The sequence below is a fragment of the Amylibacter sp. IMCC11727 genome (assembly GCF_029854195.1).
Classification (GTDB): Bacteria; Pseudomonadota; Alphaproteobacteria; order Rhodobacterales; family Rhodobacteraceae; genus Amylibacter.
The window spans coordinates 2,672,455-2,697,907 of the sequence record NZ_CP122960.1; the positions used below are offsets into that span (position 1 = coordinate 2,672,455).

Sequence of the window (25,453 nt, forward strand, 5' to 3'; positions counted from 1 at the left end):
CTACTCTCCTGCCAGTCCTGCGACCAGATCACCCAGATCCTTTGCCGCGTCTGGTTTGCCTTGCGTCAGGGCCGCCGTCGCCATTTGCAACGCGCCTTCTTCGTCGTTCAAAACTGTTTGAATGTGCTGGGCTAAAACCTCAGCCGTCAGTTGGCTTTCAGGGATAACAATTGCCGCCCCTGCGCTGGCCAAACCTTTGGCATTTGCCGTCTGCTCATCACGGATCGCGATGCCCAGCGGGATCAAAATGCTGGGGCGGCCAATGATCGAAATATCCGCCACAGTGGATGCTCCAGATCGTGTAATCACCAACTGGCACTCCGACATACGCGCAGGCACATCGTCAAAAAACGGCTGCACATCTGCACTGATCCCAGCGGCGGAATAGGCCGCAACCGTATCCTCGTGATCCTCTGGCCGCGCTTGTTGCGCCACGCGCACCCGCGCCTTCAAGTCATCTGGCAACAAGGCCATCGCTTGAGGAATGGTCTGGGACAAAATGCGGCTGCCTTGTGAACCACCCATGGCCAGCACCGACATGGGCCAATCCCCGGGCGCGATATAACCCGCACCAGCCCGTTCCAAAATTGCACTGCGCACTGGGTTGCCAATGAACACGCCTTCAACACCTTCAGGCAGTTCGGTTGGCCATGTCCCGCAGGCCACTGTATCCACACGTTTGGCCAGCAACTGATTTACACGGCCCAGAACGCCGTTTTGTTCGTGGATCAAACGCGGTGTTTTCGACATGATCGCCGCCAACATCGCAGGCAACGCGGGGTATCCGCCAAAACCCGCAACAACCGCTGGTGGGTCTTTGCGCATACGGGTCCACGCGCTCAACGCGCCGCCGATGATACGAAACGGCACGCCAAGTTTGGCCACCAAACCGCCGCGCGCAAATGTTCCTGCGCTTACGACCTCAACCGTCACGGCCTCAGGGAACCCCCCCGTATACCGCGCACCGCGTTCATCCGTGGACAGTTTCACACGCCAGCCACGGGCCAGCATTTCCTCGGCCAGTGCTTGGGCTGGAAACATATGTCCGCCCGTACCACCTGCCGCGATTATCAGTAATTTACCTGTCATCTGACCCTAATCCTGCTCTGCTCTCTGCTCCGAAAACATCGCTGATATCGCCTTGGGGACGGGTCCGCGTAAAGGCCAATAAAAACCCTAGGCCAATTCCCGCCGCCACCAATGACGACCCGCCATAGGACACAAATGGCAACGTCATACCTTTGGCAGGCAACAGGCGCACCGCCACACCCATATTGATCAGGGCTTGCATGCCAAACAATGCCGCCAAACCCGTACCCGCAAAGCGAATAAACGGGTCCCGTTCGTGGATCAGCCGCAGGAAAGAACGTACAGTTACAATCATAAACAGCGCGATAATCACCAGAACAAGGATCAAGCCATATTCCTCGGCCGCCACCGCAATAATGAAATCCGTATGCGCATCTGGCAGGGACCATTTCACACGGCCCTCGCCTACACCGACACCAAAGAAACCACCTTCTTGGATCGCGTTTGTGGCATAACCAATCTGTGTGCGCGGGTCGATTTCGGGGTTCAAATACCCATCAATCCGCCGCGCAAAGTGTTCCGATGAATTATAGGCCAGCACACCCGCACCCGCCACCGCGCTCGCCATACCAGCCAGCAATGTCATGGGCGCACCCGCCACAAAATACATGATAAGCCAGCTGGCAATAATCAGGCTCGCCTGTCCAAAATCAGGCTGCATCGCCAGCAAAAACGCCACCAAAACTGTCACCGCAAATGACATCCGCTTACCTGGCGGCCCCGCTACTTCAAAACTCGCGGCCATCAGCCATGCGGAAAACACAATAAATCCAGGCTTCAAAAATTCCGACGGCTGCACCGATGCAAAGCCGAGCGAAATCCACCGCGTCGCGCCTTTGCCAAAATCCGTACCGATAAACGGCAGGGCACAAATCGCGATCAAACAACAAACAAAGCCGAAAACACCCAAACGGCGTACCATTTTGGGCGAAAGCATCGACACCAAAAACATCGTAATCAGGGCAATCGTGCCAAAAAACAGCTGTTTATAAACATAATAAAACTGCGTCAGGCCGTTGCGTTCAGCCAGCGGAACCGATGCCGCAAGACCCAGCAAAATGCCCACCATGAACAGCATAAGGATCGCAGACAAAGCCCATTTGTCCACGGTCCGCCACCATTTTGGAAGGACTGGTTCACCGGGCTTGCTCGCCACAGTGCCAAACACCATCTCCGTCATGTGAAATGCCTGCCCTTAAATACGCTACTCTTGCCTTGTTCCGCCGCCTCATTATTCGGGCGATCGTGAATTGGACCCAACATAACCACACTGATTCGAAAATACTAGGGCTGATTCGGGGCCGTTTTGTGAAACCCATTAATCCGCTCATTGCGTTACGTCTTGACTCATTCCCCTCAGACATTTCAAAATTGAGCAAGATACATTTAAATTTATTGGGGATAGATTATGCGTTTACTGGTTTTGTGTTTATTTTTACTCGGATGTAGTGCAGCGCCAAGTGACGACCTCAGGGTCCAGTACGGCAAAGAAGCTCGAAAACTTGGATTGATACCCGTCTTCCCACCCCGTGAAGAGTTTCAATTAGGCGATGTGTTTCTTTGGTCGCAGCCAACAGGAAAACCAGACAAACGGCACAATCTATGGGTCGGCTCGATGCCAGAGTTTCAAATTGCAGCCGACAAATTTTTGGAAGATAGAATTGTGTTTCAATCCACCGCCGCTTCTGGAGACCAAAAAGATCTTTTCGGAACGGATCTGGCGACTCGAAATGCGCAACGCATCCAGACCCTACCCATTGCGGCCTTTCCAACAGTGTCTGGCGATGCGGGTTTCAGTGGAAGCATTGGTATTCTAAAAGCGCTTCAGGCGATTGGGCTGGCTGGGGGGGCCAGAACCCAAGTAACTTTGAACTTTAATGACGTGCGAACATATTGGGTGCCTCGCGTCAATGCTGTGGCAGAAGTTTTGCAAGCGGAAGCCAAAAAAGGTAAAAGTATTTCCAGCAGCACTGACATTACTGATGTGCTTCTAAGTAGGTTGATAACCACCGCCCCTGGTCGAAACGTGAATACTATTCTGGCTGTTCCGGCCAACATTTTAGAACAAGACTCAAAAAGAGGCGGCTTTTCGAACTCCCCTTTGGACCTTTGTGATCCCAATGACACAAATGTTGTCGGCATTTCAGTCGTTAGCCGTGTTTATCTCACACGGCAAATTAACTACACTTACCGAAATGGACGCATCATTAACGCAGGCGTCAAACGGGCAACGTCAGGCACACTCAGCGATATTCCGACCCAATCGCCTGTAACTGTCAACGTCACCCCCAGTGCAACAGGCGAAGTATCGGATTCCGCTCTGGCGTCGCAAGTCACTGCGTTACAATCTCAAATTGATGCACTTTCACAATCCCAAGGAACCGGGAATAGCGTTTCGTTTCAAAGCTGGGATGCCCGCGGCCTGACCTTTGCTCAAAAATATGCGCGCCCAGTGTCTATTGGATGGGAAGGGTACGATTTTCGCGATCCTAAAATTAAGGATATGCTCTGCAAAGCCAAGCCACCCAAAACCAATCCTTAGTATCCTCAAACCCATAATCCAAATCCCATTTCCAAAGCAAAAAGGAACGCATCATGTTATTCTCAAAGGCTTTTTCCCGTTTCGTCGCAATTCTTGGCACATCACTCTGCCTATTTGGCCAACCCGTCTTCGCCGACACGATCAGCGATCTAGAAAATCAAATTGAGCTCGTCAAAAAGCAGACAGAGCTTGAACTAGAAAAGAACAAACTCCTCAAAGAAAAGTTGGCCAATGTGACGCAGCGCGCGGCCATTGCTGCAAAGCAAAATGAACTTTCAACCGCGGTCAGAAATGAGGCAGCCGTTCTCATCAAAGTGAATTCGGCTTACATCTCGTCCAAAGTTGATGGAACCAAACGATGTAACGCTGCTCCGTTTGTTGAGCATAAATGCAACGGTGAAAAAGAGTGTGACTTCAAAGTCGACGAAACGATTTGTGGTGATCCGTCCAACAAAATCGACGCCAAGAATATTGTTCTAAACTACAGTTGCGACAAACTGGTGAAAGACGCGTCTGTGAACTTTGGACTGCAAGCACATTTAACCTGCAATTGATCTGCGGCCCCACACTTTAACTACACCGCCACCACCTCCAACACATACCCATCAGGGCGCACGACCACAGCTTCAACCCCATGCTCTGCCAGCCAATCCTGCGCTCCCACCACCATGGGCAAGTCACTTTCAATTGCCCTGCTGGCCAGCACATAAAACCCCTGCTTTGCGAAATCATCCGCCAAAACGCCGTCTATACGGGGTTGCGGGGCCAGCGCACCACCAACCCCTTTGCGCGTACCGAGCCCCGCGCCCAGCTCTGGCCAAATGCTCTTCATCTTACCTTTAGGCGCTTCCCCCGCAGCCGTTTGGTTGATCAGTTTCCCCAAACTCACCGTCAACTCAATAAACTGCCTGATATGGGGCTCCCGTTCGCTCTCATAGGACCACAACACATCCTCACCCCCGTACAAAACCTGCCCCAGCTTCCAGCTCAAATTGGCCACATCCCGAATGCCCGCGCACATGCCCTGCCCCATAAACGGCGGCATTTGATGCGCCGCATCCCCCACCAGAAACACACGATCTTTGCGCCAGCTTTCGGCCACACAGGATCGAAAGGTGTAAACAGCTGATCGTTCCAATTCCGCATCTTCGGGCGTGATCCAACGGGACAACCGCTGCCAAATCTCGCTTTCATTCGGGTCCACCGCACGATCATCTGGCAGCCGCAACTCCCAACGTCGTCGATCCCCCACACCGCGCACGTATGTGGCCGAATTGACGGGATCACAAAACTGCACCGAATAATCCCCAAGGTCAGGGCGCGGCCGTTTCAGGATCAAATCCACCACCAGCCAGTCTTCCTTGAAACCCAGATCATCCTCGCCAATGCCAAGCCTGCGCCGCACAAATGAATTCGCACCATCCGCCCCAACAGCATAAACAGCCCGAACCGTACGCCCGCCAGCCAGCGTGACATCAACCCCCGTTTCATCCTGTTCGATATCCGTAACCGCAACGCCTTCGATCAACTGAACATGCGCAAACCGATCCAACCCAGCGCGCAGCGCATCCTCGATCCCAGGCTGGTGGCACCGATTGCTTTCATGCCAACCCATGGGGCCGATGTTTTGATCGCGCGACCAATCCACTACCACCGTGTCGTTTGTGTCTTTAAACAGCATCCCGCGCCCCACCATCGTGTGGGGCAACACTTCCTCCGCCAAACTTGCCGCCTGAAACACGCGCATCGCCTCGCCGTCAAAATGCACCGCGCGGGGCAGGTCATAGGGTTTGGGCTGCTTTTCCACGATCACAGCGGACACGCCCCGTCGCCCCAGCAAATTGCCCAGCAACAGGCCAACAGGCCCCGCCCCAATTATGCAAACATCACAATTCAGCGGTTTTGGTTCCTTCCATGCGCACCCCTTCGCCGTTGCGATGGGTGCCATCTGGGTCAATGGTGGCCAAATTGCAGAAAATCTCGATCCGATGCCCGTCAGGGTCCAGAATATAAAACGCTTCGTTTTCCCCCCAGGACCCATCCCCACGCGGGTTCACCCAAGAATGCAGCACAGGCCCGCGCACAAAGCGCACATCCCCACGCGCACGCAACTGCGCCTCCAATTTCACCCAATCCGCGCGGCTGTCACATTCAAACGCGAAATGATGGAACATGGGCGGCCCCTTCAAATCCTCTTCTGGCAAAGACGGCTTGGGCGTATATTCCTTGGCTGGGTTATGCACGATCACCAGTTCATGATGCACATCCCCAAGCCGCATAAAGGTCAACTCCACAGGAATGCCCTCCACTTCATAGGCGGCATGGCGCTCTGTCAGCTTAAACCCCAAAACCTCGCGATACCACGCAATGGCACGATCCGTATCAGCAACCTCAACCGCGAAATGCTGCATTCGTTTGATTAATGGCATGACGTCCCTTTCATTAGGGCCTGTTAACACTATCGACATCATCGCAGCGCGAGACGGATTTTGCTCTGCACAAGGCATCTGGCGCGCATAAATCTGGCGATTTTCAGCGCCAGATAACGCCCCCTCTCGGGCATGCAAGCATGCCCTGCCGGGCAGCGGAGCAGGGCAAAATCCGCCGCGCCGCGTTGCGGTTTCGCGAATTTTCGCCAGACCTGCGTTATCTGCCCTTGAAATAGCCCCCTATTCCTGCGGTCAGATGCCTTGTTCTGACGAAAATTCGACTGAAACTGCGGTGATGTCGATAGTGTTAACAGGCCCTAGGCCAAAGACAACCACGAAAAAGACCGTTGGTGAAGCCACCAACGGCCTAAACTTCAGAAATAGTGCGTTTGTTTACGTCGCTGGTGCGGCTGGCACAGGCACAACGCGGCTGCTTAGGACGGCGTCGATTTCGCTTTGCGCTTCCATTTCGTCCACTGCTTTCACCGCGGCCACTTCGCGGGTCAGCCGTTCCAGCGCTGCTTCATACAACTGACGTTCGGAATAGGATTGCTCACGCTGTTCGTCGTTGCGGTGCAAATCACGTACAACCTCGGCAATGGAAATCAGATCGCCAGAGTTGATCTTTTGCTCATATTCCTGCGCACGGCGCGACCACATGGCCCGCTTCACCCGCGCACGGCCCTTTAGGGTCGTCAAACATTTCGCCACAACATTCGCATCGGACAGCCCACGCAACCCGTGCAGGATCGCCTTTTCCGTTGGAACCTTCAGCTTCATCTTGTCCTTTTCGAACGCGATGTCATAAAGCTCCATCTCAATGCCAGCGACTTCTTGTTCAATAATATCAACGATTTTGCCAACGCCGTGGGCGGGGTACACAACGAACTGGTCCACTGCAAAATCGAGGTTCTTTTTCTTAGCCATTCAGCCATATTCCTTTTGAGGGGCCCCGCATCGGCGCAGGACCTTTCCGCACAGCAGCATACCACAAAAAGCCCCCCTCTGCCAGAGGGGCCAATCATCTGATTTTCAACGATTAATAGGGCTTAGCCGCCCTTGCCGGGATTCGGTGAAAAATGCGTTTCCAGCTTGTTTTCCACACCATCGAGCTTTTCCGCATCTGGCAGCGGATCAACCTTGGTGATGATCACAGGCCATTTTTCCGAATACTCGCGGTTAAACTCCACCCATTTTTCCATGTCAGGTTCCGTATCAGGACGGATCGCATCCACAGGGCATTCTGGCTCACACACACCACAATCAATGCACTCATCAGGGTGGATCACCAGCATGTTTTCGCCCTCATAAAAGCAGTCCACTGGACAGACTTCCACACAATCTGTGTGCTTGCAGGCGATACAGTTATCAAGAACGACATAAGTCATTTGCGTACTCTCGAATGTTCAACATTTGAAAGGCGTTATATGAGGGATTGGTTTTGGCGGAAAGAGAGAAATTGCCGCGCGTGTTCACAGTTCGGTTTCGCCTCTTTAATCACAGTTGATTTCCGCGTGTTTTCGCGCCACATACGGCCCAATCTCCACCATTCGAAAGCGGCACAATGACAAATCAAACCATCCTCATCACCTCTGCCACTGGCCGCATCGGCAAAGAACTTGTCGCCCGTTTGGCCACAGTGGATGGCATCACCACACGCGCCTGCTATTTCAGCGAAGACAAAGCGGACATGCTCACATCTCTGGGCGCGGACGAGGTGGTGAAATTTGACCTCTCCGATCCTGCCACTTGGGGCCCTGCCCTTGATGGTGTCACTGCCGTTTACTCTGCCTCGCTCGATCCAATGCTCGAAGGCCACCTTGCGTTCTGCAAAGAACTGGGCAAACACCGCGACACGGTCAAACACGTGGTCCGCGTCAGCTGCATGGGCGCCGACACCAACACGGCGTCCTATGACCCAGACCAACACGCATCGCGCGCAGGCGCGGGCATCCCGCTGATGCTGCAACACTACTGGTGGGGCGAAAAGGCATTGATCGACGCTGGCCTGAACGTCACCGCGCTGCGCAACAACTTTTTCATGAACCACCTTTTGAAAACCGATTGCGAAACCATCGACGCGGAGGGCTGGTTTTCAAATCCTCTTGGCGACATGCGCAACTCCTTCGTCGCCACCCGCGACATCGCCGAAGCCACCGCCGTCTGCCTCATCGAAGGGCCAGAACGCCACGGCAATAAATTCTACGACATCACAGGCCCAGCGCCCCAATCCATGTCCGAAATCGCCGCCGATCTTGGCCGCGCCATGGGCAAAACCATCGAATACCGCGCCCAATCCATGGTGGATTTCGAAAACGATTTCGGCGCAACCCGTGCCGAGTTTTTCGAATACCTCACCAACGGGTTTTACACACGCTGCAGCCCCGATTTTTACAATCTGACAGGCCACAAACCCACATCCTACTACGATTACCTCACCACCAAGGGCGCCAGCGGCGAAACAGGGCTAGAGGAATTGTACCAAGGCAACCTGTGGAAAAAAGGTGTGGATGCGATGAAAGACGCCGCAAAGGTGTAATCACCAAAAGACTCAGAAAATGACTCGCCACGAATTGTTAACCAATAGTTTGTGCGAGCCAAATTCGACACTACGCTTTACGATCCTTGAAACACTCTTGTACTCAAATAAAATGGCATGAGGCGTGAAATATGGGTCCTACAAACATGATCGTTCGCAAAGCCAAAACAACAGACGCGGCAGAAGCTATCTCTGTTATTCGATTGTCTATTTCCAAGCTGTGCGTCGCAGACCATAAAAATGATGCCTCTGAACTTTCTGGTTGGCTCTCCAACAAAACACTCACGCAATGGGTTCAATGGCTCGGTCGAGAAGACGCAATTTTGCTGGTTTTAGAAAAGGGAAACAAATTGCTCGGTGTTGGAATGATCGACCACCAAGGTGAAATTTTGCTTAATTACGTCCATCCAGACAATCGGCTCACTGGTGTGAGTAAAACACTTCTAACTGCGCTTGAGGAGGAGGCACGCGCATTGGGACTAACTTCTTGCTTTCTAAAAAGTACCATAACAGCCGCAAAATTCTATCAAAGTTGCGGTTACGTGCAGGGAAGCGCAGCTCGGCTCGAACTCGAAAAACAGCTATAACCCAATCACTCCCCCTTAAACTTCCGCATCGCGTCGCGCTCCTGACGATTGGGTCGCCCTGATCGCTCCGCCTCTGGATTGGGCACATACACGCCCTTCTCCTTCTTCACGGGTGGGGACAAATCCACATACAACGTCTGCGCCTCAACCGCTGGGCCACGGCGTTCGCCGATGGCCACAACCTCAATCACGCGCACGTCGTCTTCCTTGGGGAACGTAATCACGTCCCCCGCCCCCACAGCCACGCTGCCTTTGGCGATTTTTACGGAATTGATGCGACAATGCCCTGCGGCGATCATCTTTGCGCTCAATCCGCGCGATTTGAAAAACCGCGCGAACCACAGCCATTTGTCGATGCGGATTGTCTCACGCGGTGCGTTCAAGATTTACCTTTAAGCGCCATCAAAGCCGCGAACGGGTTGTCTGGATCAATCGGCTTGTCTTTCTTTGGCGCAGGCTTGGAAGAATGCACCTTCGGCTTGCCACCTTGCGGCTTCTTACCTTTGCCTTTGGCTCCACCTTTGCCCGCTGGGCGCTGGTTGCGGCCTTGATCGGAGGGGCGCTTCTTCGGAACCCAACGGAAGGTATAAAACACTTCCATTTCCGCCTCTGCCGCCTCAGTCGGGGCTGCTTCTTCGGCAGGGGTGGCTTCTGCCGTGTCTGCAACAGGGGCATCTTCCGCTTTTGCTTCCGCGTTGCCCTCAACAACGGGCGCTGCCTCGGCAACCGCCTTCACCTTTTCACGCTCGCCCCGCTCCCCAGCATAGCCCAAGCCACCCATCAAATCGGCAAACTGCTCCAGCGTCATGCCCGTGATCGACAGCATATCTCCTGTGGCTTCAAACCCGCCACGTGTATCGACCGCGCGCAGCATATCCGCCAGCCGCTCCAGCATATCAATGCGAATGGCCCGCTCCCCAGCCAAACGATAACCCGCACGCGGGTAATACCCATTTGGCGCACCAACAACCGCAGGAATGGTCACCAACCCTGCAGGCGGTGCTTCGGGGAATTCACCCAACCCTTCGCTCAGCGACCACAAAACCAAACGCAATCGCGTTGGGGCGGGTTTCAACATCAGGTGCTGGAAAATCGTAAACTGGCCAAACCGCACACCGTGTTTGCGCAGCAAAGACCGCGCATCTTGGTCCAGCGATTTCACATCATCCGCAATAACAGACCGTGGAATAACCCCAAGGGATTCAATCAAACGGAACGCCACACCACGGGCCAACCCAACGATGGCTTCGTCGTTTTTCATCGCGATCAGTGGCTCAAACGCGGCTTCAATCTTGCGATTGATGAAATGGCTCAAACGGCGGCGTACTTTTTCGGCCACATCTTCGCCCGCCTCCATATCCACAAAGGGTTCCACCATCGGGCTCATTGCATCGGCCCCAGCAACCAGTTTGCCCACGGCAAACTCGCCCCACATCAACCCGCCTTGTTCGGTGAAATCAAACTCCGTGTCTGGCGCGTTGTAAAATCGATCCGCCAACAGCTTGAATTGCGGCTGCAAGGCCTGCAACGCGGCAGAGCGCAAAGTCTTTGCCTCTTCGCCTGTGGCACTTGGGTCCATCTGAAAACGGAAGCCCGTCAATTTACCTGCGAATTGGCCCTCGATGGTCACTTCACCTTTGTCGTTTACGTCAGCCACAAGGCTCTCCTTCTGTTTCAACCGCCGCATCAACATGGATGTGCGGCGATCGACAAATCTTTGGGTCAGCGCGTTGTGCAACGCATCTGATAGGCGGTCTTCTACTGCACGGGTTTCGCCGCGCCAATAGCTTTCATCAGAAACCCAGCCCTTTCGCTGAGCCACATAGGTCCATGTGCGGATAAACGCCAATCGTTTGGACAATGTGTCGATATCCCCTTGCGGTTTATCTATGCGCGACACCCGATCCTGCAACCAACTGTGCGAAATCTCTCCGTCTTCGTGCAAAAACTCGAAAATGCGCTGCACAATGGCATTGTGTTCATTGCCGCTAACTTGACGAAAATCGGGGATTTGGCAGGTCTCCCACAACAATCGAACACTGGCAGGATCCGTGGCCCGCGCGGTTACATCCGCGATCTGGCTCAACGCTTGTAAGCTGCGATGATCATCCGCATCCCGTGCCCGTGCCAAAAAAGGATCATTCGCCGACTGCCCCAAAGACGCAAGCAACGCCCCCACCGTGCCGAATTCCAGCCGCGAATTGCGCCACTGCAATTTCTTAATCGGCATAAACCGATGGGTCTCAATTGCTTCCACCACTTCGGGTTCCAAGGGCGGCGCTTCCCCGGTCACCCCAAACGTCCCATCATTGGTGTGCCGCCCCGCACGCCCTGCAATCTGGCTCAACTCATTGGGCATCAATCGCCGCATCTTGCGCCCGTCAAATTTGCTCAAGGATGAAAACGCCACATGTTTCACATCCAAGTTCAGCCCCATGCCAATCGCATCCGTGGCCACCAAATACTCCACATCGCCGTTTTGATACATGTCCACTTGCGCATTGCGCGTGCGCGGGGACAACGCCCCCATGACCACCGCCGCACCGCCCTTTTGACGGCGCAACAATTCAGCAATGGCATAGACATTTTCCACCGAAAACCCAACAATCGCAGATCGCGCAGGCATGCGGCTGGTCTTTTTCGGCCCCGTATAGGTCAGCTTTGAAAACCGATCCCGCCGAATGAACTCTGCCTTGGGAACCAATTGCGCAATCACACTGCGCATGGTTTCCGCCCCTAAAAACAGGGTTTCATGTGTGCCCCGCATATGCAGCAATCGATCGGTAAACACATGGCCGCGCTCTGGATCGGCACACAACTGCACCTCGTCGATGGCCACAAAATCCGCATTCATCCCTTGGGGCATCGCTTCGACCGTACACACCCAATACTGCGCACGCGCGGGTAAAATCCGCTCTTCCCCTGTAATCAGCGCCACCACGGATGGTCCGCGCAACGCCACCAGCTTGTCATAAATCTCCCGCGCCAACAGCCGCAACGGCAACCCGATCACACCCGTCTTATGCGCCAGCATTCGCTCTAACGCATAATGGGTTTTACCAGTGTTGGTGGGGCCTAAAACCGCGCAGATACGGGACGGCAAATGACTCATGACAGGCAGCTTTCAATTCTTAAACCACCCCTACACGGAACCGTGCCGGCTCTCAACCAAAGACGTATACAGGCCTACAGCTCGACACCCTCAACCTGATCTTTCAACCGCTCTAACGCCGCTTTCACATCCGGTCGATGGGGGTGAATTTTCTCTGCCTCTTGGTACACCCGCAACGCCGCCTCGGGCCGATCCATCCGCTCCATAATCATGCCAAGCCCAGCCAAAGCCCCGAAATGACGCGGCTCCAACAACAACGTCTGACGAATATCCGCAATGGACAGCCCATAGCGATCTGCCACGAACCACGCCGTTGCTCGCGCATTCCACCCTTCGGCAAAGTCTGGCGCATGGTCAATCAATGCTGAAAAATGGCCAATGGCTTCGTTCACATTGCCCTTGTCCATCTCCGCACGGCCCCGCTCCAGCAGATAATCCATGGATTTCGACCCAGATTTCGACCATTGCGTCCAAATCTGTTTTTCGATGTCTTCCCAGCTGTTTTCATCCGCCACGAGCAAGTCTTCGAACAAATCATCCAGAGTTTGCGTTTGCGCTCCCACTGGACTTGCGGCAATCTGCGCCCCAAGACCAAAAATAATTGTGAAGATTAACGCCACGGCACGGTTTGCAGTTTTCATCTGGGGCCACCATCTTTACCAATACGTAACAATCTAGGCCAATTGTGCCAAAATGGAATACCGAAAGGATCAATCATGAGTGATGTCATCAACCAAGCTGTAGAAGCTTTGAACGCAAAATTGGGCGGCGAAGGCTTTGACGGTTCTGTCAAAGTGGAAATCGCAGGCGAAGGCGCACTGATCGTGGACAGCAATGGCGCACGTGCAGGCGACGATGATGCAGATTGCACCTTGTCCGCAGATGCCGAAACATTTCAGGGCATGATGGACGGCTCCGTGAACCCGACATCCGCCTTCATGACAGGCCAGTTGTCCGTAGATGGCGACATGGGCGCTGCCATGAAACTCGGCACGCTGTTGTCCTAAATGACGAGCGCACCGCTTTACGCTGAACTCGAGCGCATGCCCGAAGGCGGGCAGGCGTTTTGGCGAACAGCCGCTGACGGGGTGCGTATTCGCACCGCCGTTTGGCATGGCAGCGGTGACAAAACGGTCCTGATTTTTCCGGGCCGTACCGAATTCATCGAAAAATATGGCGATGTGATCGCGCGGCTTCTGGATCGCAGCTATTCCGTCGCCATTATTGATTGGCGTGGCCAAGGCCTGTCAGATCGCCACCCAACCAAACGCGATATGGGCTGGGTGAAAGAATTCTCCGATTATCAGTTGGATGTTGCCGAACTGCTTGGCACTGTCAAAGATGCTGGCCTACCTGACCCATACGCCATGATCGGGCATTCCATGGGCGGCGGCATCGGTCTTCGCGCATTGCTGAATGATCTGCCCGTAGAAAAAGCGATTTTCAGCGGTCCCATGTGGGGCATCCATGTGGAACCCCACATGCGCATTCCTGCCGCGATTGTCGCAGGAATCGGCCCATCCATCGGATTTGGGGAAAAATTCGTCCCCTCAGGCAGCGATGCCTATTACGTGCTAACCGAACCGTTTGAAGGCAACGTTTTAACCAACGACGCCGATCAATTCGATGTCATGACCCGCCAGTTGCAGGCCCATCCCGAGCTTGGTCTTGGCGCACCGTCTATCCGCTGGTTCAACCGCGCGCGCCGCGAAACCGCCAAACTGGTGGCTGAAGCCCCAAGCAAACACGATTGTCTCTGCCTGCTTGGCACGGATGAGGCCATCGTTTCAGTGCCTGCCATTCACGCCGTCATGGCAAAATGGCCCAACGGGAAACTGGTCGAAGTCCCGAACGCCCATCACGAGGTTCTGATGGAAGGACGCGAACAATTGGCACTGGTTTGGGCCGAAATCGACGCCCATCTGGCATAACGGTTCCGCAAGTTTCCCTTTTCATTCGGGTCCAACCGCTCTAAAGCGGCGCATCGAATTCTATAATCCTCGAAAGGATTTCCCAATGGCTACGCTCAAAGCAGGCGATCTCGCTGCTCTTATTTCTGGCTCCCCACGTATGGCGGTTGAATCCGTTGACGGGGACAACGTGTCCCTCGTGTGGTGCAACGAAGGTGTAATCCACCGCGACACATTTGACAAAATCCTGCTGAAACGCTGGGAAGTACGCGAAGGCGGCGACGACCGTGGTGGCAAACGCTTTGGCGGCGGAGACCGCGGTGGGGATCGCGGCGGACGCGGCGGCTTTGGCGGCGGAGACCGTGGCGGCGATCGCAAAGGCGGCAAAACAGGCTGGGACGGCAAGCCACGCGAAAAATCGCACTTCCGCAAGGACTAAAGCACTTTTTTCGTCAGAAAATTGTGCTGCGCACCCAAGCGATTTGCAAAATCGCTAAGGGCGCACTGCGAAAAAGAACATCAAAAAGGGCCGCAACACTGGCCCTTTTTATTTGCCTGAAATCCGATGGAACAGGTGCGTAAACATCGCCGCGCCCAAGATTGGGATAATCAGGTTCAACACAGGCACCGTCAACGGCACAGCCATCAACGTACCCGCAATCCAGATTTGTGGACGGTTGGCCTTGCGCAATGCTTTGCCTTCTTTGCGCCCAACACGGCGCACCGCCACCATCTGAAAATATTCACGACCCAGCAAAATCCCATTCACCACCCAAAACGCTACGGGAATGAACAAATACAGGATCAACGCAAACAGGTTCACCACGATCATCAACCCCAAAAACCCAAGGGAATCTATGATCGTTTCACCCATCCCAACTTTGCGCACAGGCCCAGCATTCGGATAATGACGCGCCTCCACCGCATCCATAATGCGATCCAAGAACAGGCCGATAAACAAGGACGCCACAGGCACCATCAAAAAGATCGACAGCGCAAACATCCCAAAAATCGCAAAGCCATCAAGCACCGATGACAGCCATTCCAATTCCCCAAAATAAGGCAGGCTCACGGAATTGGGCAGCAACCACAAAACAAACAGCGTGGTCAAAACCAACAGCAAAACCGTCAGCCCCACGCCGCGAAAAAACACGCCCATAAACTTCGGGTCGCTCATTTGCCCAATGGCTTTGAAAATATCGTCGATCATCAGCTGCTGACCCATGTTGTGATTGCATTCAAATCTGGCCGCTTACGTTCCGATGGCTCGCTTCGCACTGTTCCTATGTGCATGAACCCCGCCACATATTCTCCTGCGGCCAACCCAAGATGATCTTGCAAGAACGGTTCATCAAACGCCGCCCATCCCGTGATCCAATTCGCGCCCCATCCACTAGCCAGCGCGGCATTCAAAACAGATGTGCAACACGCCCCCACAGCCAAGGTTTGTTCCACCTCTGGGATCATATCCGTCTGTTTCAAACTTGCGACCACCGCAATACTCAACGGCGCATTGTCAAAAGAAAACCGCGCCTTGGCGACTTTGTCTTCGTCCAACCCCAGTGCCCGCGCACGATCCGCAACCGCGTCCCCCAATCGGTTCAGCGCCGCATCTTCCAGCACCAAAAACCGAAACGGCTCCAGCATCTTGTGATCAGGCACACGCGCACCTGCGGTCAGGATAACCTCGATCTCGGCACGGCTCGGCACTGGGGCAGTTAGCGTTTTGTGCGATACAGATCGGCGCTCCAAAAGAAAATTCAGCGCATCTTCATTACGTCTTGGCATCTCTCACTCCAAAGTGGGATCAGACGCCACTCGAACCAGCGCGGTTAAATCCGCAAGCCGTTCAATCTGGCGCCCTGTTTCATCAAAATTCTTTGGGTGTAACCAAGCCTGAAACGCTGCCTCCAGCGCGGGCCACTCTTTATCAATGGCCGCAAACCACGCCGTATCGCGATTGCGTCCTTTGTACATTGTTGCTTGGCGAAATACGCCTTCGTAAGACAGGCCGAGCCGTTGCGCCGCTCGTCGTGATCCCGCATTCAGCGCATCGCATTTCCATTCATACCGACGATACCCCGCCTCAAACGCCCATTTCATCATCAGATACATGGCTTCGGTGGCGGCGCGGGTCCGCTGCAACGCTGGGGCCATATTGATATGCCCCACTTCGATGGACCCTGCATTCGGATCAATCCGCAAATAGGATGCAACCCCGCAAAAACGACCCAAATCCTTGTTCTTGATCGCGTAAAAATGCGGATCATCCAGCGCTGACATTTCCCGCACCCAACGGTGATATGTGGCCTGCGCATGAAACGGGCCATAAGGCAGGTAATCCCAAATCCCATCGCTCGTGTCCTCGGAATTGGCGCGGTAGAGATCGCCCACATGAATCTCGGCACTCATCCGTTCCAGCCGCGCATACTGTCCGTCTAACACCGCTCCGCTTGGCGCAGGGGGCGCCACCCAATCTTTTACGGGAAATCCAACAGGCTTAACCATGCCCAAACCACTCTAAAAAATGCGTCATATCCAAACAGATAAACACGCAGCATCAAAAGTCCATGGGCCGCGCCGAAAAACCCTTATCGAATGAACCCTGGATTGTCCCCCATATCCAAATTCGGGAACACATCGCGCTCCAATGATGCGCGATCAAGACCAAACAAATCATGCACCGCCCAACCCGCATATTGGCGCAAGTCTGCGGTCGGCATCAAATCCCGCCGCGCATATAAATCTGCCTCATCCAATCCAGGCCATTGCCCATAAACCTTGCGCCCCTTAACCGCACCACCCGCCAATATCATCGCACCCCCCGTGCCATGATCCGTGCCTTGGGAACCGTTTTCACGCACCGTGCGGCCAAATTCGGTCATGCACAAAACGCAGGTCTTTTCCCACACAGGGCCCAACTCGGACTTCAACGTGGTGAGTGCTGATTGCAATTCACGCGTGGCATTGCGAATGCTGCGCGATTGGCGCTGATGTGTGTCCCAACCGCCAATCGAAAACGTTGCAAACCGCGTATCCTCTTTCAATCTTGCCGCCGCAAAGGCAGCCAGCCCCCCTGCCTTTTGCGCACTTGCCGCTTCTTTCATCTGGTTGACCATATCGGCCATGCTTTCACCGTCGTCCCCATCGCTCATCTGCGCCATGTTCAATTCAGCGGCAAGGGTCATGGCCGTTTGCCCAGCCTCAGCAAACAACGGGTCTTTTTCGTAAATCTTCTCAAGCAACAACTGCGCCTGCGGGCTCAGATCAACGCGGCCCTCTGGGGCCCAGCTTGTGGTGGGCGCCGCCCCACGCAGCACCAACATATTCTCGCGTCCAACAGAAAACGCCGTGTCTTTCTTGGCCCCAGGGATCAGCCCCAACATGCGGTTCATCCAGCCGCTGTCGCGCACATCTGATGTCACTTCAACAACACCTGCTTCCAGCAAATCCTGCCCGTCAAAATGGCTGCGCTTGTCGCGGTATGGCGTGGAAACCGCCTGCACAAACCCCATTTCCCCTGCTTTCCACAAAGGCATCAATTCGCCCAGCTCTGGATGCAGGCCAAAGAACCCATCCAAATCCTGATGCTCTGTTTTCCACAGGTTGGGGCGATACTTGCGCAACAACGGATCGCCCACAGGGGCCACCACATCCAGCGCATCCATTGCCCCGCGCAGCACAATCACCACCAATCGGTTGTCCGTTGGCACACTGGCAAAGGTCACAGGTGTCACCAACGGGCTCGCCGCCGCACTACACCCCAGCGCCAAGGTCTGCGCCATGAAGTTCCGTCTGGATCGATCCATCCGCCTATCTCCTGTTAAACTCGGGCGACGCAAGGACCAAGGTTAAGCCCTCCTCCCGCTGCTCGGCACCACCAACCGCAAATTTCAACGATCCACCGGCCAATTCGCGCAGCGCCAATTCCACGAAATCACGTGGGTCTGTGTCGCGCCCCAAACGCCGTGAAATCGCCAGCGCCCATTGCAATCGCGAAGCCAACCCTTGCGCCGTAATCCACGCCTCTGGCTCTTCAGGCCAGCCATTTGGACCGGGCGCACTGCGCAATGGCTGCCCCATCGAATTTAGCGGCAGGTTCAGCCCACGGTTTACTTGCCCTGTGGCCAGATCATCGAAATCAGCCTGTGCAATGCCCAGCGCGCGCAGGCTTGCTACCATAAATTCAAACGGCTGACGCGCCTTTTGGCCCAGATCAACCCACGCCGCAGGATGATCCAACATAGCGCCGTAAACCGATGGCAAATCCCCGTCCGTATTGGTGTAAACCCGCGTTAATTCATCCACCAACTTGGGGTCGGGTTCATCCGAAATGAAATGCACCACCAACTTTTGCGCCACATGCCGCGCGGTATCTGGATGCAGCGCCAAATCGCGCAAAAACGCCTCAATATCGCTCATCTTGGCGGGATCGCCACCATACCGTTTGCCCAGTACATCTTCGGCCCCAGGTTCGGCCCAACGGGGCAGAAACTTGGCTCCATCCTCACCAACAACCAATCCTGTCAGCAATTCCGCCGCTTGACGCACATCGGTTTGGGAATAGGCCCCACCAACGCCCAGCGTGTGCAACTCCATCACTTCACGGGCCAGATTTTCATTCAACCCCTTCACCTTGCGGCGTTTCTTTCCGTTTTTCGCGGCCTTGGAATTTGGCCCGATGCTGCGCACCTGATCCAGAAACAACAACATGGATGGATGGGTTGCCGCTGCCACCAACATATCGCCAAACGACCCGTTCACATGGGGACGAATGGCCTCTTCTTGATAGCTGCCCCAAACCGTTTGCTCTAATCGGCTTTTGGGAACCACCGTGAAATGATCCGCCCAGAAAAACACCAACCGTTCACGAAATCCTTGCCCTGCATACAGGGCACGACCAAACACACGCCTCATATCCGCCGCCCGCAACGCGTTGCGTTCTTTGTTCGATGCCCTCAGCAAAGGTTTCGCCCCTGCATCACCCTTTTTCGCGGCCCGCTTGTGTTTCAAATAATCGCGCATCAATTGTGCGCGATCCGCAAACGAAGGCCCAGCATAGGCCGCAATCCCCGCATCCGCCTCGGTCACTTGGCGCAACAACGCATCCACATCGCGCACATCAGCTTCGCCTGCCGCAAACCCATAGCCAAATCGAAACGCCGCTTTCGTTGCAAAACTCTGCACTTTGCTCACCTCTTGTGCCTTTTCGTCCAACATAAACCGATACGACCCATTGGCAAAGCTCCGTCGTTGCTAAAACGGGCGAACTTCTGCACTCTAACCGCAAAGAGAAAGGACCCCCATGGAACTCTTCTATGCCCGCGGCACTGTCGCGCTTGCCCCGATGATTGTCCTGCACGAAGCAGACATCCCCTTCACCGCCACCCGTGTTGATTTTTCCAAGGCCGAGCAACAATCCCCCGAATACCTCAGCCGCAATCCCAAAGGTCGCGTGCCTGCCCTCGTAACAGATCAAGGCATTCTTACAGAAACCCCCGCGATCCTGCCTTATATTGCTGGCCTGAACCCCGCCGCAAACTTGTTGCCGACGGATGCTTTCGCCTTGGCCAAGATGAATGAATTCACCAGCTATCTCGCCTCAACGGCCCACGTCAATCACGCCCATCGCATGCGTGGTTCACGTTGGGCCACTCAACAATCGAGCTTTGATGACATGGCCGCCAAAGTGCCCCAGAACATGCGCGACACCTATGCCTACATCCAATCTGAATGCCTGCGCGGCCCGTGGGTCATGGGCGATCAGTATACGGTTGCAGATGCCTATCTGTATACGGTCTCCGCTTGGCTCGAAGGGGACAGCGTCGACATCAACGAATTCCCCGCAATCGCCGCCCATTCAACGGCGATGAAAACCAGACCAGCGGTGCAAAAGGCACTGGCCTACTGAACCCCGTTCTTGGCCTTCCACGCGTCCCACACCGCTTGGGAACCGTGGTACACGTTCAAATCAATGTCGCCTGGGGCCCCTGGCACACGCCCCGTACCTGAATACTGCCAGAACCCCCATTTCTGGCCCGGATACACAACCGATGGATGATCCGCCACGGACCGCAGCCAAAATGTATACCCGTTGACCTTTTCCAGCTCATTTTCACGGTAAAAATCAACGGTGGTGTAAATGATCGGCGCTTTGCCGTAATGCGCTTTCACAATGCGCAGGAATTGCCGCATCGACGCACGCACCTTACGCGCTTCTGGCCGCAATTTGCATGTGGGCGACGCGTGGTTCCATTCGATATCCAACACAGGCGGCAAAGCCCCCGCATCTTTGGGCACATTGCGAATATACCACGCGGCCTGTTCGCGGGCGTTGCGACAGAAGTAATAGAAATGATACGCCCCGCGTGACACACCTGCACGGGCTGCTCCGCGCCAATGGCTGCGAAACTCTGGGTCCAAATGATCCCCACCCTCAGTGGCCTTGATAAACGCAAACTGAATGCGGTTGGCCCGCATCTTGCGCCAATCAAGCCCCAGCTGATACCGCGCCACATCCACACCATGCACAGGATACTGCCACGGTTTAACCCCTGGCCAATCCACAGGATCACTGTCGGCAAATTTCGGATTGCCCGCCACAATGCTCGGACTTGGCTGCACCACTTGCGTTTTAGGGACCGAGTTCTGCCGCCCGCCGCCACAAGCCACCAATCCCAAAACCATAAAAACAAAAACCAAATACCGCATCAAATCGCCTCAACTTTTTTCTCAGTCTTGGCTCAATCCACCGCCAAGAGCCAATCACAAATCGCGACATCAGAAAAACGGTCAAAACCCGCCCATTCTTCTGGCCAAAAATATCCCCCGCGCGGAGCGCTAGAAATCTACGGCTCGTCTGGAATGGCTTTTGGTGGCCCCTCTGGCCCTTGCGATGCCTCTTGCGCCGCACCCGCAACCGCCCGCTTTTGCTCCTCGGTTAGATCGGCCCCCCCGCCTTCGATCTCAACCTTCACATTGCGTTCGGCCATACGAATACCGTTTGCATCAAAGATATCGCGCACCTTTTGATAGGCATCGCGGCGCACCAACCATTGTTCACCCGGTTTGGTCATGAACTTCACACCCACCACCATGTTGAACTCTTCCATGCGGCGCACCCCTTGGGATTTCAGCGTGGACAGGATCGACGGGCCGTAATGCTCATTGGCCTTTAATTCCGCGCCAACCTTCTTGACTAGCTTTTTAACCAGCTGCAAATCCGTATCAAACGGCACGCGGAATTCCAGCTTCATAATCACCCAGTCGCGCGAATGGTTGGTCAGCGATTTCAGCTCCCCATAAGGCACCGTATGCACTTTACCTCGGTGGTGACGAATGCGCATGGAGCGCACAGAAATGCTCTCCACCGTGCCCATCAAATCACCCACTTCGATGTACTCCCCAAGACGGAACGCATCATCAATCAAAAAGAAAATGCCAGCCACAATATCGCGAACCAAAGATTGCGTCCCGAACCCGATGGCAATGCCCATGATCCCAGCCCCTGCCAAGATCGGCGCAATGTTCACACCCGCGGCGCTCAGAACGCTCAACGACACCATAATCAGCAGGGACACCATCAAAATGGTGCGCAACAACGGCAACAACGTGAACATCCGCGCCTCTGGTCCAGGGGCTTGGCCGTCCACGGGCGGTTCATAATCTGCCACCCGTTTGTCGATCACGGTTTTCGCCCACGTCCACACCAAATCGGCCAGCAACAAGGCCACGATACTGTCGACCAGTACCTCCAGCACACGGCCCACGACACTGCGATCTGACGACAGATCAAAAATGTTGATGCCCCATGCCATGGCCAGTGCAAAGACCGCGCTCATCAGCAGAACAAACCGCGCAGCACGCTGCACAATGGGCCGCGTGGTTGCATAAGGATCTGCAAACTCTGGCGTCACAGGTTGCGGCTCCCCTTCCAAAACCTCGCCCTCGGCCTCGGCGGCTACAAATTCGTCCAAAACCTCTTGCGCCTCGGCAAGATGTGCATCGTGCAGGGCAGCGGTTGATTGATCAAAGAAATGATCGATCCACGCCGCCATCAATTTCAGGCTCGGAACGATCAGGCCAATCACAAGGATCGCCCACATAATTCCAAACAACCCGACCAGCCATGCGGCAAACACCACGCCCACCAAAATCATCAGATAATTGCGCCAAAACCGCAAATCCCGCAGCGCGGTTTCGTCTTCGCACAGGGTTGGAACACGGCGAAACGCCACCCAGATACAGACCCACGCCACCACCACAACCATCAGCGCCAAACCAACAGTTTGCGCCAATGCTACGGCCGTGATGCTGCCGCCCATGTCCATATCGCGCATGGTTGCGATGCGGTTCAAAATAAAGGACAGGGCCAAACCCGACACCACCGCAAAGGCCAACACCCGCACCATCCAATGCAAATGCCGCGCCACAGGCGACCCATAAGGAACAAGGCGCAGTTCAGGTGCATGTGGCGCTTGGAAAAACAGCGACACAGTCATGATAACGCGGAACAACAGCACCATCACCAAGAAATCCATCACCAGCGATTCCACCAATGGATGCCAAGTGAAACTCTTGAACGCGCCAATACTGCCCACGGCAAAAATGCCAAGACCCGCAAAAATGATCGCTGCGCGCAGGGCCGCCCCGGTCAGTTTTTCCATCGGCGCGTCTTTGGGCGATTGCTCCACACGCAACAGCGGATATTGCATAAACTGCCGATACAGCCATTCAAGCCCCAAACCGATCAGCAGAAATGTGATCAAATACGTCAGTGACCGCACCTTTTGCGCATGGCTCAATTCGCTGTCCCACACATCGGACATAACCATTGGCATACGCGGCAACACGTTCCACGCGACTGCCAAGGATTGCGCGCGCTCGGCAATTCGTGCCAGCCGCGCATCAATCTGTTCGCGCAGGGTCAGCACAGGGGCATCATCAATAACACCATCTTCGGTCACGCTGTCTTTGATCCATTCCTGCACACTCGGGTCACCAAGCAGACGCAAAAATTCTTTTACATCATTGGGGGATGGATCAGGCACGACAACGGTTTCCGATCCGCCACCGCTTGGCATGATTTGGGCGAATGCTGGCACAACGCCAAAGGTCAAAAGGATCGTGATAACAAGGCTGCGCAGAAACAAGGTCATGATGCACCTACTGGGCTACCGCTGTTTTTGTTGGCTTGGGCATAATCCAGATTGGAATAATCCGCCTTAACCACCCGTTCCACATCCAAAACACCTTCTTGGGGCATCACCTGACAGGCCAACCGTTCATTGGGCTCCGCATTCCATCGGGCCAGAACCTTTGCTTCCAATTCACTTGGCGGGGCCAGCTTTTCGCCCCCCTTCACAACCCGCACGCGGCAGGTTCCACACCGCCCGCGCCCGCGGCAGACGTTGGCGTGCGGGATGCTGTTTTCATGGGCCATTTCCAACAGGGTCAGCCCCGTTTCAGATTCAAACGTCATGGGGCGACGGCCACCATAGGACACCCGCACATGGGATCGCTCGCGCAGTTTCAGACGAATAAACCGCGCCAATAACACCAAAGCCACCAACCCCAGCGAAACGCGCGTGGCCAGTTTGGGGCGTTCTTTGGCCTGCGCCAAAATCACGGGGATCATTTCAGGATCAACGGTGGGGCCATCTGCATTGGGATCATTTTCCATCACCATGCCCAAACCACCCTCTTCAACCGAGATGATCTGGCGTCCCCCTTCCACAAACCCCAACATGGCAAGGATCGGCAACAGGACAACAAATGGATAAAAGAACTTCATCACACGGGCCGATCCATCTCGCGCCCGCAGCCATGAATACACACCAATGGCCCCGTGAATCCACGCCACCACCAACAGCGCAACCTGTTGCAAACCATTGATAGGCGACACGATCCAAAACTGGCTCAGGATCAGAAAATACGTGGGCTCCAACCCCAATTGCTTGACCGCCATAACCCCAAACACATGAATGCCCATCAGCGGGATAATCAGAACACCCGCAATCATCTGCGCCATGTCGTAAGCAGGTACGCGCAGCGTATTGCGCCGATACAGCGAATATAGCGCGATAATGAAATGCACGACCAAAGAGACCTGCAACAGAACTTTCAAAGGCAGGACCGAGGACCAAACGCCGCTCAATGCAAAGCGCCAATCCTCCATCAATTGCACCGAATGCAACCCGAGCGACAGGTTCAGCAAATGCATGGTGATAAAGGCAAACAACACCATGCCCGTGATGATCATCGCTTTCAGTCGAAGTTTTGCGCCCCAATGGTTGGCGATCACGGCATCGGACATCGTATAGTTCCCTCGTTCGCAGTGCCATCATTGGCGCAGCACGTGCATAGGAAAACCTTTGACCCAATGGGCCAAAAGGTCAAGCCACCGATCACGCCATCGGGTTTAGGATTTGTGCAGTTTCGCCGCCGCCCGCAGACCATTGGCCAACATCACCACATCAATGGCCACACAGGCGAAATTCACCCCCCAGCCAATGAATTTTTCCGCCAACTTTGGATCAGGGCACATAATCCCCGCCGCCTTACCCGCCGCGCGAATACGCTTGATTGCGTCTTCCATGGCCGCCTGCACGTCTGGCGCTTGATCATTGCCCAAATACCCCATGTCGGCGGCCAAATCAGCAGGCCCAATAAACACCGCATCAACACCATCAACCGCAAGGATATCATCCAGATTGTCCAATCCGCGCTGCGCCTCCACCTGAACAATCAGGCACATCTGATCGTTTGCGGTGGTCAGATAATCAGGAATGCCCGTCCACTGCGACGCACGCCCCAGCGCCGAACCGACCCCGCGAATACCTTCGGGTGCATAGCGCGTGGCCCGCACCATCTCCGCCGCCTGCTCCCCCGTTTCCACCATCGGCACCATCACTGTTTGCGCCCCTGCATCCAGCACTTGTTTGATGAACCAATCTTCGCCTTTTGGAACCCGAACAATTACCTGAGACGACGACGCGCTCAGCGCGCCAATCTGCTGGGAAATCTCGGTTGTGCCGTTGGGGGCATGTTCCCCGTCAATCAACACCCAATCAAACCCCGCCGTGCCCGCAATTTCCGCCGCATAGCCATCCACCAGCCCCAACCAAGCCCCTGTTTGCAGCCTGCCTGCGGCCAGATTTTGTTTCAATGTGTTGATCGGTGCGCCCATAGCGGCCTCCTGTGTGTGGGATTGGTGTGGTGTGTCCAGCTTTTCGGGAAACGCAGC

At 54.8% G+C, this 25,453-nt stretch carries 26 protein-coding genes; 8 read left to right on the forward strand and 18 right to left on the reverse strand.

All coding sequences use genetic code 11. From position 1 onward, the window contains the following. Positions 1-1,089, reverse strand: a complete 1,089-nt coding sequence (locus tag QBD29_RS13510; protein WP_280098618.1) for a UDP-N-acetylglucosamine--N-acetylmuramyl-(pentapeptide) pyrophosphoryl-undecaprenol N-acetylglucosamine transferase — start codon at positions 1,087-1,089, stop codon at positions 1-3. After that, positions 1,079-2,269: a putative lipid II flippase FtsW gene (gene ftsW, locus QBD29_RS13515; protein WP_280098619.1), complete on the reverse strand. Its 1,191-nt coding sequence runs from the start codon at positions 2,267-2,269 to the stop codon at positions 1,079-1,081. The genes QBD29_RS13510 and ftsW overlap by 11 nt, the downstream gene beginning before the upstream one ends. Positions 2,270-2,497: 228 nt before the next feature. On the opposite strand from ftsW, the gene QBD29_RS13520 reads away from it, so the two are divergent. Both QBD29_RS13520 and QBD29_RS13525 read left to right on the forward strand, forming a co-directional pair. Continuing rightward, a complete protein-coding gene (locus tag QBD29_RS13520; RefSeq protein ID WP_280098620.1) occupies positions 2,498-3,631 on the forward strand; it encodes a hypothetical protein in 1,134 nt (377 codons plus the stop codon). A gap of 53 nt (positions 3,632-3,684) precedes the next feature. Further along, a complete protein-coding gene (locus tag QBD29_RS13525; protein WP_280098621.1) occupies positions 3,685-4,185 on the forward strand; it encodes a hypothetical protein in 501 nt (166 codons plus the stop codon). A gap of 20 nt (positions 4,186-4,205) precedes the next feature. On the opposite strand, the gene QBD29_RS13530 is transcribed toward QBD29_RS13525, so the two are convergent. The 4 genes from QBD29_RS13530 to fdxA all read right to left on the reverse strand — a co-directional run bounded on the left by QBD29_RS13530 (position 4,206) and on the right by fdxA (position 7,448). After that, positions 4,206-5,579, reverse strand: a complete 1,374-nt coding sequence (locus tag QBD29_RS13530; RefSeq protein ID WP_280098622.1) for a bifunctional 3-(3-hydroxy-phenyl)propionate/3-hydroxycinnamic acid hydroxylase — start codon at positions 5,577-5,579, stop codon at positions 4,206-4,208. Then, a complete protein-coding gene (locus QBD29_RS13535) occupies positions 5,518-6,060 on the reverse strand; it encodes a VOC family protein (RefSeq protein WP_280098623.1) in 543 nt (180 codons plus the stop codon). Before QBD29_RS13535 ends, QBD29_RS13530 begins: the two co-directional genes overlap by 62 nt. A 393-nt stretch (positions 6,061-6,453) precedes the next feature. Continuing rightward, positions 6,454-6,987 (reverse strand): CarD family transcriptional regulator, encoded by a 534-nt coding sequence (locus QBD29_RS13540; RefSeq protein WP_280098624.1) that lies wholly within the window; start codon positions 6,985-6,987, stop codon positions 6,454-6,456. A 122-nt stretch (positions 6,988-7,109) separates the two neighbouring features. Further along, positions 7,110-7,448, reverse strand: coding sequence for a ferredoxin FdxA (gene fdxA, locus QBD29_RS13545; RefSeq protein ID WP_280098625.1), 339 nt, complete (start codon positions 7,446-7,448; stop codon positions 7,110-7,112). 176 nt (positions 7,449-7,624) lie between these two features. Here fdxA and QBD29_RS13550 point away from each other — a divergent pair, with 176 nt between their 5' ends. Beyond that, complete coding sequence (locus tag QBD29_RS13550; protein WP_280098626.1) at positions 7,625-8,599, forward strand: NAD(P)H-binding protein; 975 nt, start codon at positions 7,625-7,627, stop codon at positions 8,597-8,599. 146 nt (positions 8,600-8,745) lie between these two features. Beyond that, positions 8,746-9,186, forward strand: a complete 441-nt coding sequence (locus QBD29_RS13555; RefSeq protein ID WP_280098627.1) for a GNAT family N-acetyltransferase — start codon at positions 8,746-8,748, stop codon at positions 9,184-9,186. 5 nt (positions 9,187-9,191) lie between these two features. On the opposite strand, the gene QBD29_RS13560 is transcribed toward QBD29_RS13555, so the two are convergent. From QBD29_RS13560 to QBD29_RS13570, 3 genes are all read right to left on the reverse strand, one after another. Further along, positions 9,192-9,569: an RNA-binding S4 domain-containing protein gene (locus QBD29_RS13560; protein WP_280098628.1), complete on the reverse strand. Its 378-nt coding sequence runs from the start codon at positions 9,567-9,569 to the stop codon at positions 9,192-9,194. Continuing rightward, entirely contained in the window at positions 9,566-12,298 is a 2,733-nt protein-coding gene (locus tag QBD29_RS13565) for a helicase-related protein (protein ID WP_280098629.1), read from the reverse strand. Before QBD29_RS13565 ends, QBD29_RS13560 begins: the two co-directional genes overlap by 4 nt. Before the next feature lie 74 nt (positions 12,299-12,372). After that, on the reverse strand, positions 12,373-12,939 hold the full coding sequence (locus QBD29_RS13570) for a tetratricopeptide repeat protein (RefSeq protein WP_280098630.1): 567 nt from the start codon (positions 12,937-12,939) through the stop codon (positions 12,373-12,375). A gap of 75 nt (positions 12,940-13,014) precedes the next feature. On the opposite strand from QBD29_RS13570, the gene QBD29_RS13575 reads away from it, so the two are divergent. From QBD29_RS13575 to QBD29_RS13585, 3 genes are all read left to right on the forward strand, one after another. Further along, on the forward strand, positions 13,015-13,305 hold the full coding sequence (locus QBD29_RS13575; protein ID WP_280098631.1) for an SCP2 sterol-binding domain-containing protein: 291 nt from the start codon (positions 13,015-13,017) through the stop codon (positions 13,303-13,305). After that, complete coding sequence (locus QBD29_RS13580; protein WP_280098632.1) at positions 13,306-14,229, forward strand: alpha/beta hydrolase; 924 nt, start codon at positions 13,306-13,308, stop codon at positions 14,227-14,229. A gap of 85 nt (positions 14,230-14,314) precedes the next feature. Then, positions 14,315-14,647: a hypothetical protein gene (locus QBD29_RS13585; protein WP_280098633.1), complete on the forward strand. Its 333-nt coding sequence runs from the start codon at positions 14,315-14,317 to the stop codon at positions 14,645-14,647. A 108-nt stretch (positions 14,648-14,755) separates the two neighbouring features. Here the strand turns inward: QBD29_RS13585 and QBD29_RS13590 are convergent, their stop codons facing one another. The 5 genes from QBD29_RS13590 to QBD29_RS13610 form a co-directional block, all read right to left on the reverse strand. Then, positions 14,756-15,418: an EI24 domain-containing protein gene (locus QBD29_RS13590; RefSeq protein ID WP_280098634.1), complete on the reverse strand. Its 663-nt coding sequence runs from the start codon at positions 15,416-15,418 to the stop codon at positions 14,756-14,758. After that, the gene (locus QBD29_RS13595; protein ID WP_280098635.1) at positions 15,418-15,996 is read right to left on the reverse strand and encodes a nitroreductase; all 579 of its coding nucleotides are present in this window, start codon (positions 15,994-15,996) and stop codon (positions 15,418-15,420) included. The genes QBD29_RS13590 and QBD29_RS13595 overlap by 1 nt, the downstream gene beginning before the upstream one ends. 3 nt (positions 15,997-15,999) lie before the next feature. Next, positions 16,000-16,716 carry a GNAT family protein gene (locus QBD29_RS13600; protein WP_280098636.1) on the reverse strand — a complete coding sequence of 239 codons (717 nt, stop codon included), beginning with the start codon at positions 16,714-16,716 and terminating at the stop codon, positions 16,000-16,002. 83 nt (positions 16,717-16,799) lie between these two features. Further along, positions 16,800-18,017 (reverse strand): DUF1501 domain-containing protein, encoded by a 1,218-nt coding sequence (locus tag QBD29_RS13605; RefSeq protein WP_280098637.1) that lies wholly within the window; start codon positions 18,015-18,017, stop codon positions 16,800-16,802. Positions 18,018-18,021: 4 nt separating this feature from the next. Continuing rightward, a complete protein-coding gene (locus QBD29_RS13610; protein ID WP_280098638.1) occupies positions 18,022-19,428 on the reverse strand; it encodes a DUF1800 domain-containing protein in 1,407 nt (468 codons plus the stop codon). An 85-nt stretch (positions 19,429-19,513) separates the two neighbouring features. Here QBD29_RS13610 and QBD29_RS13615 point away from each other — a divergent pair, with 85 nt between their 5' ends. Further along, positions 19,514-20,119, forward strand: a complete 606-nt coding sequence (locus QBD29_RS13615; protein WP_280098639.1) for a glutathione S-transferase N-terminal domain-containing protein — start codon at positions 19,514-19,516, stop codon at positions 20,117-20,119. On the opposite strand, the gene QBD29_RS13620 is transcribed toward QBD29_RS13615, so the two are convergent. The 4 genes from QBD29_RS13620 to QBD29_RS13635 all read right to left on the reverse strand — a co-directional run bounded on the left by QBD29_RS13620 (position 20,113) and on the right by QBD29_RS13635 (position 25,396). Continuing rightward, complete coding sequence (locus QBD29_RS13620; RefSeq protein WP_280098640.1) at positions 20,113-20,919, reverse strand: GH25 family lysozyme; 807 nt, start codon at positions 20,917-20,919, stop codon at positions 20,113-20,115. The two genes, QBD29_RS13615 and QBD29_RS13620, sit on opposite strands and share 7 nt — an antisense overlap. Before the next feature lie 137 nt (positions 20,920-21,056). Further along, entirely contained in the window at positions 21,057-23,366 is a 2,310-nt protein-coding gene (locus tag QBD29_RS13625) for a mechanosensitive ion channel family protein (RefSeq protein WP_280098641.1), read from the reverse strand. Beyond that, positions 23,363-24,523, reverse strand: coding sequence for a 2Fe-2S iron-sulfur cluster-binding protein (locus tag QBD29_RS13630; RefSeq protein ID WP_280098642.1), 1,161 nt, complete (start codon positions 24,521-24,523; stop codon positions 23,363-23,365). The genes QBD29_RS13625 and QBD29_RS13630 overlap by 4 nt, the downstream gene beginning before the upstream one ends. Positions 24,524-24,628: 105 nt before the next feature. Further along, positions 24,629-25,396: an HpcH/HpaI aldolase/citrate lyase family protein gene (locus QBD29_RS13635; protein WP_280098643.1), complete on the reverse strand. Its 768-nt coding sequence runs from the start codon at positions 25,394-25,396 to the stop codon at positions 24,629-24,631. Positions 25,397-25,453 lie beyond the last annotated feature (57 nt).